Source organism: Cellulomonas cellasea (assembly GCF_006538745.1).
GTDB classification, from domain to species: Bacteria; Actinomycetota; Actinomycetes; order Actinomycetales; family Cellulomonadaceae; genus Cellulomonas_A; species Cellulomonas_A cellasea.
On sequence record NZ_BJLR01000024.1, the window covers coordinates 1 to 12,353 of the forward strand.

Here is a 12,353-nt window from a genome sequence, read left to right on the forward strand (position 1 = left end):
GACCGGCCCGCCCCCGACGACGAGGACGAGCCGGTCACGGACGTCGAGCAGGAGGGGGAGCCGCACAGGAGCGGACCCTGTCACTGGCCTGCCAGGCCGGTCAAACCCCGTGCGTGCAGCACGCGCCGCTCGAGCGGGGCGAAGACGAGGAGCTCGATCGCGATGCCGACGGCGAAGATGAGGAAGATCGCCGCGATGACGAGCGACATGTCGCTGAGCGTGCGCCCGAGGTCGAGCACCTGCCCGAGGCCCGTGCCGAGGCGCGGCGCGTTCGTGATGAGCTCGGCGGCCATGAGCGAGCGCCACGCGAACGCCCAGCCCTGCTTGAGCCCCCCGAGGAAGCCGGGCAGCGCCGCGGGCAGGAGCACGAAGCGGATCCGGTCCCACCCGCGCGCGCCGAGCACGCGCCCGACGCGCAGGAACAGCGGCGGCACCTGGTCGACGCCCGTGAGCAGCCCGTTGACGATCGACGGCACGGCGCCGAGCAGCACGACCGCAAAGATCGTGGTGTTGCTCAGGCCGAACCAGATGACCGCCGCGGGGACCCACGCGATCGACGGCAGCGACTGCAGGCCCGTGATCATCGGGCCGATCGCCCGGCGCAGCAGCGGGATCGTGGCCATCGCGATCCCGAGCACGACGCCGACGACGACGGACACGACGAACCCGAGGCCGCCGCGCTGGAGGCTCAGCGCGCTGGCCTTGAGGGCGGTGCCGTCCTGGAGGATGCCGACGAACGTCGTGGCGACGTCCGCCGGGCCCGGCAGCGCGTACTCCGGCTTGACCCCGGCGAGGTAGACGAGCTGCCAGACCGCGACGAAGACGCCGAGCGCGAGGGCCGTCGGCCAGAACGCCGACCAGGCGGTGCTCCAGGCGCTGCGCCGCGGGGCGACGACGGCGGTCTCGAGCGCGTCGAGGCCGGCCTCGAGGGCGCGGGCGTCGACGCGGCCGGGGGACGCGGTGTGCGTCGTGTCAGCGGCCATGGCGGGAGATCTCCTGTCGGAGGTGATCGGTGATCTCGACGGAGAGCTCGGCGACGCCGGAGTCCTCGATGCGGCGCGGGTGCGGCAGGTCGACGGTCCACTCGCGCACGATGCGGCCGGGCCGCGACGACAGCAGCACGACGCGCTGCCCCAGCCGGACCGCCTCGCGCACGTTGTGGGTCACGAAGACGACCGACAGCCCGGTCTCGCGCCAGATGCGGGTGAGCTCGTCGTGCATCACGTCACGCGTGATGGCGTCGAGCGCCGCGAACGGCTCGTCCATGAGCAGGACGCGGCCCTCCTGGGCGAGCGCCCGGGCAAGCGCGACGCGCTGGCGCATGCCCCCCGACAGCTCGTGCACGCGCTTGGCGTGCGAGCCCTCGAGGTGCACGAGCGCGAGCAGGCGGTCCGCCTCGGCGCGCCGGGCCTGGCGCCCGACCCCGCGCAGCCGCAGCGCGAGCTCGATGTTCTGCCCCGCGGTGAGCCACGGGTAGAGCGCCGGCTCCTGGAACATGAGCGCGGGGCGGCCGTCGGGGACCTCGACCGTGCCGTCGCTCGGGGCGTCGAGCCCGGCCACGAGCGACAGCAGCGTCGACTTGCCGCACCCGGAGGCGCCGAGCAGGCAGACGAACTCGCCGGGGGCGACGGTGAGGTCGATCCGGTCGAGCACGGGCGGGCGGCTCGCGTCGCCGAAGTGCTTGGACACGCCCTGCAGCCGCACGGCGACCCCGGGCCCGGCGGCGGGGGCCGGCGCCCCCGGGGTGTGCGCGGCGGTGGTCACCGCGGCGGTCGAGACGCTCGTCATCGCTACTCCGTTCCGAGCCCTGCGGCCGAGACGGCCGTCTGGCCGCGCTCGGTGAGGACCGCGTTGAGGAGGGACAGGTCGTAGATGCCGTCGAGCTCGACCTCGTCGGAGACGCCCACCGACGCGGCGTGGTCCGCCGACAGCTGGAGCGAGGACGCGATCGGGTCGTTCGTGATGCGCAGGTTCGGCCACGCGCGGGCGAGCACGTCCTCGCCGAGCTGCTTGCCGGTGAGCTCGCCGATCGCCGTGTTGGCGAGCGTCGCGGCCTCCTCGGGGTTCGCCGCGATCCACTCGTTCGTCGTGACCTGGGCCTCGAGGAGCTTCTTGACGGTGCCCGGGTACTGCTCGAGGAACTCGGTGCGCACGATGAGGTGCGTCGTGACGTAGTCGCCCTCGGGCCACAGCTCCTTCTCGTCGAGCAGGACCTTGGCGCCGCCCTCGAGGACGAGGCGCGAGGCCCACGGCTCGGGCAGCCACGCACCGTCGAGCGAGCCCTGCTTGAACAGGTCGAGCGTCTGGGCGTTCTCCTGCGGGGTGATCTCGACGTCGTTCTGCCCGCCTGTGACGGACGTCTCGAGGCCCTCCTCGAGCAGCCAGGCGCGCAGCGCGACGTCCTGGGTGTTGCCGAGCTGGGGCGTCGCGAGCGTCGCGCCGCGCAGGTCCTCGACGTCGTCGATGCCCTCCCGGACGACGAGCTGCGCGCCGCCCGACGTCGCGCCGCCGACGATGCGGATCGCCTCGCCGTCGGACTTCGCGAACGCGTTGATCGCCGGGTTGGGGCCGATGTAGGTCGCGTCGAGGCCGCCGCTGAACAGCGCCTCGACCGCGGCCGGGCCCGCGTTGAAGATGTCGGTGCGCAGCTCGGTGTCGCCGAGCGCCTCGGCGAACGTGCCGTCGGCGACCCCGACCAGCGGCGTGGCGTGCGTGATGTTCGCGAAGTACCCGAGGCGCAGCTCGGGGGCCTCGGCGTCACCGGCCCCCTCGGTCACGGCGGAGTCGTCGGGCGCGGCGGCCTCGCCTGCGGACGAGCACGCGGCGAGCACGGCGACGAGGGCGGCGGACGCGACGAGGGCGCGGGTCGTGCGGTGGGTACGACGGGGACGACGGAGGGCGGTCATGGCAGAGGTGTCCTTCGGGGGGAGGGGATGACGCGGGCGCTCAGGTCAGAGCGCGCGACATCGCTCCTCCGCGCCGGCGAGCCCGACGACGGTCGAGGGGCCCACCATCCCGGCGGCGAGCGTCGTGCCGTCGGCGGGGTCGACCAGCAGGAACGCGCCGGTCCGGCGGTGCTCGGCGTAGTCGTCGAGCACGATCGGCTCGGCGAGCCGCAGCTGCACCGTGCCGATGTCGTTGAGCGCGAGCCGGTCGACGCCCGGCTCGACGGTGAGGGTGTCGATGTGCAGGCGCGAGTCGACGGTGCGCAGGATCGCGCGCACCGTCCGGGTGCCCGAGCGCACGAGCACGCGCGCCCCGGGGACCGACGGGGCGTCCGCGAGCCAGCACAGCGTGCCGGTCAGGTCGGCGCCCGTGACGGGGGCGTCCGCCGCGGGGGCCAGGACGTCGCCGCGGGAGATGTCGACGTCGTCGGCGAGACGCAGCGTGACGGACTGCGGCGCGTGGGCGACGTCGAGCTCTCCGTCGAACGTGTCAATCCCGACGACGCTCGTGCGCCGGCCCGAGGGCAGCACCACGACGTCCTCGCCGACCCGCACGACCCCCGACGCGATCCGGCCCGCGTAGCCGCGGTAGTCCGGGTGGTCGGGCGTCTGCGGCCGGATCACGTACTGCACCGGGAAGCGCAGCGGCTCGGTCGTCGGGTCGCGGTCGACCGGGACGGCCTCGAGGTGCTCGAGCAGCGTCGGCCCGGCGTACCAGGGCGTGCGCGCCGAGCGGTCCACGACGTTGTCGCCCGCGAGCGCCGAGAGCGGGATCGCCCGGACGTCGTGCACGCCGAGGCCCGCGGCGTAGAGCGTGAACTCGTCGGCGATCGCGGTGAACGTCGCCTCGTCGAAGCCGACGAGGTCCATCTTGTTGACCGCGAGCACGACGTGCGGGACGCCGAGCAGCGCCGCGATGGTCGCGTGCCGCCGGGTCTGCTCGAGCACGCCCTTGCGCGCGTCGACGAGCACGATCGCGAGCTCGGCGGTCGAGGCGCCCGTGACCATGTTGCGCGTGTACTGGACGTGGCCCGGGGTGTCGGCGAGCACGAACGCGCGCGTCGCGGTCGAGAAGTACCGGTAGGCGACGTCGATCGTGATGCCCTGCTCGCGCTCGGCGCGCAGGCCGTCGGTGAGCAGCGCGAGGTCGACGACCTCCCCGCCGCGGGCCTGGCTGGCGCGCTCGACGGCGGCGAGCTGGTCGGCGAGCACCGACTTCGTGTCGTAGAGCAGGCGCCCGATGAGCGTGCTCTTTCCGTCGTCGACCGAGCCCGCGGTCGCGAGCCGGAGCAGGTCGCGCTCGTGGTGCGTCGAGGCGCGGTGCCCCGCCGCGAGCCCGGCCGCGAGCCCCGCCGCAGGGTCGGCGCGCTCGTCGTGGTCCTGCTGCGTCATCGTCGTCCCCATCAGAAGTAGCCCTCGCGCTTGCGGTCCTCCATCGCGGCCTCCGACGCCCGGTCGTCGGCGCGGGTCGCGCCGCGCTCGGTGAGCCGGCTCACGGCGACCTCGGCGATCACGTCGGCGACGGTCACGGCGTCGGACTCGACCGCGCCGGTGCAGCTCATGTCGCCGACCGTGCGGTACCGGACCTGGCGCCGCTCGACGACCTCGTCGCCGCGCGGACCGCCCCAGTCGCCGGCGGCCAGCCACATGCCGTCGCGCTGGAACACCTCGCGCTCGTGCGCGTAGTAGATCTCCGGGAGCGGGATGCGCTCGCGCTCGATGTAGCGCCACACGTCGAGCTCGGTCCAGTTCGACAGCGGGAACACGCGCACGTGCTCGCCCCTCGCGTGCCGGCCGTTGTACAGGTCCCACAGCTCGGGGCGCTGGCGGCGCGGGTCCCACTGGCCGAACTCGTCGCGCAGGCTGAACACGCGCTCCTTGGCGCGGGCCTTCTCCTCGTCGCGGCGCCCGCCGCCGAAGACGGCGTCGAAGCCGTTCGCGGTGATGCCGTCGAGCAGGGGGACCGTCTGGAGCGCGTTGCGCGAGCCGTCGGGGCGCTCCCGGACGGCACCCGAGTCGATCGCGTCCTGCACGCTCGCGACGACGAGGCGCAGCCGGTGCTCGGCCACCACGGCGTCGCGGTAGGCGATCACCTCGGGGAAGTTGTGCCCGGTGTCGACGTGCATCACCGCGAACGGCACCGCGGCCGGCCAGAACGCCTTGCGTGCGAGGTGCAGCATGACGATCGAGTCCTTGCCGCCGCTGAACAGCAGCACCGGGCGCTCGAACTCCCCGGCGACCTCCCGGAAGATGTGGATGGCCTCGGACTCGAGCGCCTCGAGCTGGGTCAGGGGGCGCGCGAGCGCGGCGTCGGCGGAGGCCGGCGCTGTCGTGGTCACGTCCGTGCTCATGTGTGCAGCCCGCATTCCGTCTTGTCCTTCCCCGACCAGCGTCCGGCGCGGGGGTCCTCGCCCGGGGCGACCGCGCGCGTGCACGGGGCGCACCCGATCGACGCGTAGCCGAGCTGGCGCAGCGGGTTGAGCAGCACCTGGTGCTCCGTGGCGTAGGCGTCGACCTGCTCCTGCGTCCACGCCGCGAGCGGGTTGAGCTTGACCTTGTCCCGCTTGGCGTCCCAGCCGACGACCGTGATGTCGGTGCGCGTCGGGGCGTCCTCGCGGCGCATCCCGGTGACCCAGGCGCCGTACGGCGCGAGCCCGCGCTCGAGCGGCTCGACCTTGCGCAGCGCGCAGCACAGGTTCGGGTCGCGGTCGTGCAGGCGGGGGCCGTGCTCGGCGTCCTGCTCGGCGACCGTGCGCAGCGGCAGGATCGTCCGCAGCCGGATGTCGGTGGTCTCGGCGAACGCGTCGCGCGTCCCGATGGTCTCGGCGAAGTGGTACCCGGTGTCGAGGAAGATCACGTCGACGCCCGGCACCGCGCGGCTGGCGAGGTGCACGAGCACCTCGTCGCCCATCGACGACGCGACCACGAGGTCGCCGCCGAACGTCTCGCCCGCCCACGCGAGGACGTCGAACGGGTGCGCGCCCTCGAGCTCGGCGCCCGCGCGCTCGGCGAGCGTGCGCAGCGCGTCCTTGTCGTGCACGACCGTGCTCATGACCCCACCACCAGTCCGAGGAACCTCACGCTGAACACGCGGGTGCACCCGCGGCACTCCCAGTCGCCGCCGCGCGGGCCCGCGGGCCGCAGGTCCTGGCTCGCGCAGAACGGGCAGTAGTACGCCGTGACGTGCCCGGAGTCGGTCTCGCTCATCGCAGGTCCGCCTCGTCCGCGCGCAGCGCCCACTCAGCGAAGGACTCTCCCTCGAGGCGCGCGTGGTCGAACCGCGTCGCGACGCGCTCGACGTACTCGGGCAGGTCCTCCGCGGCGATCCGCAGCCCGCGCAGGGTCCGGCCGAGGTGGCTGTCGACGCCGAGGCTCCCGCCGAGGTGGACCTGGTAGCCCTCCTCGCCGCCCGCGAGCGCGCCCTTGAGGCCGATGTCGGCGACCTGGATGCGCGCGCACGAGTTCGGGCAGCCGTTGAGGTTGATCGTCAGCGGGTGCTCGAACGTCGGCAGGCGGCGCTCGAGCTCGTCGACGAGAGCCGCGCCGCGCGCCTTGGTCTCGACGATCGCGAGCTTGCAGAACTCGATCCCGGTGCACGCCATGGTCCCGCGGCGGAACGTCGACGCGCTGCGCACCTGGAGCCCGAGCGCCTCGAGGCCGTCCACGAGCGCGTCCACCTGCTCGGCCGCGACGTCGAGCACGACGAGCTTCTGCTCGACGGTCAGCCGGACGCGCCCGCTGCCGGCCTGCTCGACGAGGTCGGCGACCTCGGTCAGCAGCGGCCCGCTGATCCGCCCGACGGTCGGGGCGGCGCCGACGTAGAAGCGGCCGTCGACCTGCGGGTGGACCCCGACGTGGTCGCGGCGCCCCAGCGGGGGAGCAGCGGGCTCGGGACCGTCCGCGAGGCGGCGGCCGAGGTACTCCTGCTCGAGGACCTCGCGGAAGACCTGCGGTCCCCAGTCGGCCATGAGGAACTTCAGGCGCGCGCGGTTGCGCAGGCGGCGGTAGCCGTAGTCGCGGAAGATGCCGACGACGCCGGCCCACACGTCGGGGACGTCCTCGAGCGGGACGAACGCGCCGAGGCGCTTGGCGAGCATCGGGTTCGCTGCGAGCGCCCCGCCGACCCACAGGTCGAAGCCCGCGCCGAGCTCGGGGTGCACGACGCCGACGAACGACACGTCGTTGATCTCGTGGACGACGTCGTGGTGCGGCGAGCCGCTGATGGCCGTCTTGAACTTGCGCGGCAGGTTCGAGTACGCCGGGTCGCCGATGTACTGGCCCTGGATGATGTCGATCGCGGGGGTGCCGTCGATGATCTCGTCGGCCGCGACGCCCGCGACGGGGGAGCCGAGGATGACGCGGGGCACGTCGCCGCACGCCTCCTGGGTCGTGAGCCCGACCGCCTCGAGGCGGCGCCAGATCTCCGGGACGTCCTTGATGCGGACCCAGTGCAGCTGGATGTTCTGCCGGTCCGTGACGTCGGCGGTGCCGCGCCCGAACTCGGTCGACAGCTCACCGATCGTGCGGAGCTGGGCCAGCGAGAGCCGGCCGCCGTCGCAGCGCACGCGCAGCATGAAGTACTCGTCGTCGAGCTCGTGCGGCTCAAGGGTCGCGGTCTTGCCGCCGTCGATGCCGGGCTTGCGCTGCGTGTACAGGCCCCACCAGCGCATGCGCCCGCGCAGGTCCTGCCCCGGGATCGACGCGAAGCCCTCGCGGGAGTAGACGTCCTCGATCCGCTGACGGACGTTCAGGCCGTCGTCGTCCTGCTTGAACTGCTCGTTCGCATTGAGCGGCTCACGCTGGTCGAAGGCCCACTGGCCCTCGTTCTTGGTCGCCGGCGGGGCGATCCGAGTCTGCGCCATCGGGCGCTACCTCCGGGGATCGTGGGCGCGCGGGCCACGTCCTGCCGCCGCTGGGGGCGGGGTGCCGGGACGGGACGAGCGCCCGGCACAGAAAAGGACGGGTCGACTCAGGCGATCCGCGGACAGCAGCAGAAGGTGCGCGCGTCCGCAGCGCCGCCACAAGGGCGACAGCACGGACACATCGGCGACTTCAGCACCTGACGAGGATGACCGACGTAACCCGATCAGGGGAGAGCGTGACCAGAGCGTGAGACGCGGTGGTCGCGATGCGGGACGACGGGTGTCGTCATGCGGACCAGGACGGTCGTCCGGGGCGCCCGGCGCCGCGCTCACCAGCCTCTCCGCCGTGCGCGGCGACGTCCCGCGGCCCGCCGTACGCTGGAAGCGATGAGCACCCCGGCGCACGACACCGCACCCCCGACACCCCCGGCAGCCGGCGCACCCGCCGACACTCCTGCGCCCGCGAGCGCCGGGCCCACGAGCCTCACGTCCCGCCGGCCCGCGGTGCCGACCGAGCGGCTCCTCGCCGAGCTCGTGCCGCCCCGCCACTTCGCCGACGAGTCGTTCGACACGTACCGCCCCGACCCGGCGCACGAGAGCCAGGCGCGCGTGCTCGCTCGGCTGCGGGAGGTCGCCCAGCAGGTCGGCGCGCGCACCGACCGCCCGTGGTGGAGGCCCGGGCGGCGCACCCCGCCGCCCGCGGTCTACCTCGACGGCGGGTTCGGCGTCGGTAAGACCCACCTGCTCGCCTCGCTGGCGAAGGAGCACGGCGAGCACGCTGCGTTCGGCACGTTCGTGGAGTACACCAACCTCGTCGGCGCCCTCGGCTTCGGGCCGACGGTCGAGGCGCTCGGCCGGCGCCGCCTCGTCTGCATCGACGAGTTCGAGCTCGACGACCCGGGCGACACCGTGCTGATGTCCCGCCTCCTGCGCGAGCTCGCCGACCGCGACGTCGCGCTCGCCGCCACCTCGAACACGCTGCCGGGCTCGCTCGGTGAGGGCCGGTTCGCCGCCGAGGACTTCCTGCGCGAGATCCAGGCGCTCGCCGACCGCTTCGAGGTCCTGCGCGTCGACGGCGAGGACTACCGGCACCGCGCGGTCGTGACCGACACCCAGCCGCTCGACGACGACGCGGTCCGGTCCGCGGCCGCGCGTGTGCCCGGTGCGAGCCTCGACGCGTTCGACGCGCTGCTCGAGCACCTCGCGACCGTGCACCCGAGCCGGTACGGCGCGCTGCTCGACGGCGTGACGCTCGCCGGGTTCACCGCCGTGCGGCCCGTGCCCGGGCAGGACGTCGCGCTGCGGCTCGTCGTGCTCGTCGACCGGCTCTACGACCGCGACGTGCCCGTCCTGCTCGGCGGCGGCCACGCGGGCGAGCTGTTCTCCGCGGAGATGCTCGCGGGCGGGTACCGCAAGAAGTACTACCGGGCGCTGTCCCGGCTGGGCGCGCTCGCGGAGGTCGGCCGGACGACGGCCGGGACCTGAGCCGGCGCCCGGAAAACGCCTCGGCGCCCGCGCGCGGCTCCGGCAGCATGGGGCCGTGACCGTCTCCGTGACCGTCCGAGAGGCCGCCCCCTCCGTGCGCGGGCGCGTCGTCCTCGGCGACGACCTCGTGACGCTGCGCTGCCTGCAGGACGCTGACGCGACGGCGATGGTCGACGGCGACGACCCGGACCAGGTCCGCTGGCTCAACGACGGCCACACGTCCGACCTCGCGCGCACCCAGGCGTGGATCGGCCGGAACCAGCGCGAGTGGCGCGAGGGCGGAGCTCGGCGGAACCTCGGAATCGTGGACCGGGCGACCGGTGCGCTCGCCGGGATGGTCGAGGCGCACCTCGCGCTGCCCGATCTCCCCGCCGGCACGGTCAACGTCGCCTACGGCGTCTTTCCCGCCTTCCGTGGGCGCGGCTACGCGGCGCGCGCCGTCCGGCTGGTGTGCACGTGGCTCGGCGCGGCCACGGATGCGGACACCGCGGTGCTGCGCATCGACGCGGACAACGCGCCGTCGCTGGCGGTCACGCGGGACGCCGCCCTCGTGCGGGCCGGGCTCGTGCGCGTCGGGCCGGGACCGGACGGCCTCGTGCACCACGTGCTGCCGCTGCGGCGCGCCGCCCGGGTCGCGCTCGTCTGCGGGCCGGCCGGCTCGGGGAAGAGCACGCTCGCGGGGCGGCTCGAGCGCGAGGGGTTCGTGCGGCTGTCGTTCGACGAGGAGGCGTGGCGGCGCGGGCACCGGGACCACCCGCTGCCCGGACCCGTCGCGGCCGAGGTGCACGACGTGCTGCGGTCGCGTCTCGTCGCGCACGTGCGGGCCGGGCGGGACGTGGTCGTCGACACGTCCTTCTGGTCGCGCGCGTCGCGGGAGTCCTACCGCGCGCTCGTCGCACCGCTCGGCGTGGTGCCGGTGACGTACCACCTGGCGACGCCGCGCGCGGAGGTGCTGCGCCGGCTCGCGGGGCGCACGGGCTCGGGCCCGCACGACGTCGCGGTTGCGCCCGCCCTCGCGCGGACGTACCTCGACGGCTTCGAGGTGCCGACGCCCGACGAGGGCCCGCTCGTGGTCGTCGACGCGGGTTGAGCAGACGGGTCGGCATCGCGCCACGGGGACATCGACAGGATCGGGCGGCGCGGGCCGGTCCCTCTGGGTGGGCTGCGACCGCCGAGCAGCCCGTGACCGCGCCGCGGGTCAGTCGACCGGGTCGGCCGGGGAGCTCGTGAGCACCGCGACGCCGCGTGCCGGGAGCACGAGCCTCGTGGTGGGGTCCTCGTCGTCGGGCGGGAGCAGCGTCGCCGGGGACCACGCGGCCTCGACCGTGAACGGCCCGCCTGCGCCGAGCGGCACGGTGCGCTCGCCGTGCGCGAGGTTGATCGCCACCCGGGCGCCGCCACGGTGCACGACGAGCCAGCCCTCCCAGGGACCGGACGGCTCGTCCGGCGCGCCGTGCCCAGCCTCGCCGTGCCCGGCCTCGCCGTCCGTCCCCGGTGCGTCGTCACCCTCGAACCGGACGGACGTCGCGGTCAGGTCGCCCGAGGCGAGGTCGGGGTCGCTGCGCCGGAGCGCGACGAGCTCGCGGTACCAGTCGAGGAGCTCGGCGTGGGTCTCGCGGGTCGGCTCGGACCAGTCGAGCCGGCTGCGCTCGACCGTCTCCGGGGCCTGCGGGTCCGGCACCTCGATGTCGCCGCCGTACAGCGCGGTCCAGCCGTGCCCGCCGAACTCGCGCCGGCGTCCCTCGCGGACGGCCTGGGCGAGGTCGGGCTCGGGATGGTCGGTGAAGTACATCCAGGGCGTGCGCGCGCCCCACTCCTCGCCCATGAACAGCATCGGCGTGAACGGGGAGAGCAGCACGAGCGCCGCCTCGGCAGCGAGCGCGCCGGGGTCGAGGCGCTCGGACGGCCGGTCGCCGAGCGCGCGGTTGCCGACCTGGTCGTGGTCGGAGGCGAACACGACGAAACGGTGCCCGTCGGTGCCGGGCGGCACGGGCCGGCCCCACTCCCGGCCCCGGAACGTCGAGAACGTGCCCGCGTGCACGAACACCTCGGTGAGCGCGGTGCGCAGGACCTCCGGGGTCCCGAAGTCGACGTAGTACCCGTGCCGCTCCCCGGTGACGAGGGCGTGCACGGCGTGGTGGACGTCGTCGGCCCACTGCGCGGTCATGCCCCAGCCGCCCTGGCTCGTCGGCGTCAGGGACACGGTGTCGTTGAGGTCGGTCTCGGCGATCAGGGACAGCGGGCGGCCCAGCTGCTCCTGCAGTGCCGCGACCTCGTCGGAGAGCTGCGCGAGCAGGTGCGTGGGGGAGTCGTCGATGAGCGCGTGCACGGCGTCCAGGCGCAGGGCGTCGACGTGGAAGTCGGTGAACCAGCGCAGCGCGCTGTCGCAGATCCACCGGCGGACCTCGTGCGAGCCGCGGCCGTCGAGGTTGATCGCCGCACCCCACGGCGTGTGGTGGGCGTCGGTGAAGTACGGCCCGAACACGCCGAGGTAGTTGCCCGACGGCCCGAGGTGGTTGTGCACGACGTCGAGGCACACCGCGAGCCCGAGCCCGTGCGCGGCGTCGACGAACTCCTGCAGCGCGGCCGGGCCGCCGTAGGGCTCGTGCACGGTGTACAGCCCGACGCCGTCGTAGCCCCAGCCGTGCTCGCCGTTGAACGCGGCGAGCGGCATGAGCTCCACGACGTCGACGCCGAGCGAGACGAGGTGGTCGAGGCGCTGCGCGGCGGCCGCGAGCGTGCCCTCGGGGGTGAACGTGCCGACGTGCAGCTCGTAGACGACCGCGCCGCGGACGTCGACGCCCGACCAGCCGGTGTCGCGCCACGCGTGCGCGGACGCGTCGAACACCCGGCTCGGGCCGTGCACGCCTGCGGGCTGCCACGCGCTGCGCGGGTCCGGCGCCGGGTCGCCCCTGTCGACCGCGAACGCATAGTCGGTGCCGGGCGCGAGCTCGCCGTCGGCGGCCCACCACCCGTCGTCCGCGCGGGTCATCGCCCGGCGCTCGTCCCCCAGCACGAGCTCGACGGCCCGCGCCCTCGGTGCCCACACGCGTGCCTGCAC

At 74.5% G+C, this 12,353-nt stretch carries 11 protein-coding genes; 2 read left to right on the forward strand and 9 right to left on the reverse strand.

All coding sequences use genetic code 11. The features are described from left to right. Window positions 1-80: 80 nt before the first annotated feature. The 8 genes from CCE01nite_RS13020 to CCE01nite_RS13050 are packed head-to-tail and all read right to left on the reverse strand — an operon-like array spanning window position 81 to window position 7,807. On the reverse strand, window positions 81-983 hold the full coding sequence (locus tag CCE01nite_RS13020) for an ABC transporter permease (protein ID WP_052104106.1): 903 nt from the start codon (window positions 981-983) through the stop codon (window positions 81-83). Further along, window positions 973-1,788 (reverse strand): ABC transporter ATP-binding protein, encoded by an 816-nt coding sequence (locus tag CCE01nite_RS13025; protein WP_084142680.1) that lies wholly within the window; start codon window positions 1,786-1,788, stop codon window positions 973-975. Before CCE01nite_RS13025 ends, CCE01nite_RS13020 begins: the two co-directional genes overlap by 11 nt. Before the next feature lie 2 nt (window positions 1,789-1,790). Further along, a complete protein-coding gene (locus tag CCE01nite_RS13030; RefSeq protein ID WP_034629697.1) occupies window positions 1,791-2,906 on the reverse strand; it encodes an ABC transporter substrate-binding protein in 1,116 nt (371 codons plus the stop codon). A 45-nt stretch (window positions 2,907-2,951) separates the two neighbouring features. Continuing rightward, the gene (locus tag CCE01nite_RS13035) at window positions 2,952-4,337 is read right to left on the reverse strand and encodes a sulfate adenylyltransferase subunit 1 (protein WP_141372545.1); all 1,386 of its coding nucleotides are present in this window, start codon (window positions 4,335-4,337) and stop codon (window positions 2,952-2,954) included. 11 nt (window positions 4,338-4,348) lie between these two features. Then, complete coding sequence (gene cysD / locus CCE01nite_RS13040) at window positions 4,349-5,296, reverse strand: sulfate adenylyltransferase subunit CysD (protein ID WP_141372547.1); 948 nt, start codon at window positions 5,294-5,296, stop codon at window positions 4,349-4,351. Then, a complete protein-coding gene (locus tag CCE01nite_RS13045) occupies window positions 5,293-5,997 on the reverse strand; it encodes a phosphoadenylyl-sulfate reductase (RefSeq protein ID WP_034629704.1) in 705 nt (234 codons plus the stop codon). The genes cysD and CCE01nite_RS13045 overlap by 4 nt, the downstream gene beginning before the upstream one ends. Continuing rightward, the gene (locus tag CCE01nite_RS21365) at window positions 5,994-6,152 is read right to left on the reverse strand and encodes an eL43 family ribosomal protein (protein ID WP_169744020.1); all 159 of its coding nucleotides are present in this window, start codon (window positions 6,150-6,152) and stop codon (window positions 5,994-5,996) included. Before CCE01nite_RS21365 ends, CCE01nite_RS13045 begins: the two co-directional genes overlap by 4 nt. After that, the gene (locus CCE01nite_RS13050; protein ID WP_034629713.1) at window positions 6,149-7,807 is read right to left on the reverse strand and encodes a nitrite/sulfite reductase; all 1,659 of its coding nucleotides are present in this window, start codon (window positions 7,805-7,807) and stop codon (window positions 6,149-6,151) included. Before CCE01nite_RS13050 ends, CCE01nite_RS21365 begins: the two co-directional genes overlap by 4 nt. Before the next feature lie 387 nt (window positions 7,808-8,194). On the opposite strand from CCE01nite_RS13050, the gene zapE reads away from it, so the two are divergent. Continuing rightward, window positions 8,195-9,292: a cell division protein ZapE gene (zapE, locus tag CCE01nite_RS13055; RefSeq protein WP_052104108.1), complete on the forward strand. Its 1,098-nt coding sequence runs from the start codon at window positions 8,195-8,197 to the stop codon at window positions 9,290-9,292. A gap of 55 nt (window positions 9,293-9,347) precedes the next feature. Beyond that, window positions 9,348-10,382: a GNAT family N-acetyltransferase gene (locus CCE01nite_RS13060; protein WP_141372549.1), complete on the forward strand. Its 1,035-nt coding sequence runs from the start codon at window positions 9,348-9,350 to the stop codon at window positions 10,380-10,382. A 108-nt stretch (window positions 10,383-10,490) separates the two neighbouring features. On the opposite strand, the gene treZ is transcribed toward CCE01nite_RS13060, so the two are convergent. Then, window positions 10,491-12,353, reverse strand: a complete 1,863-nt coding sequence (treZ, locus tag CCE01nite_RS13065; protein WP_052104110.1) for a malto-oligosyltrehalose trehalohydrolase — start codon at window positions 12,351-12,353, stop codon at window positions 10,491-10,493.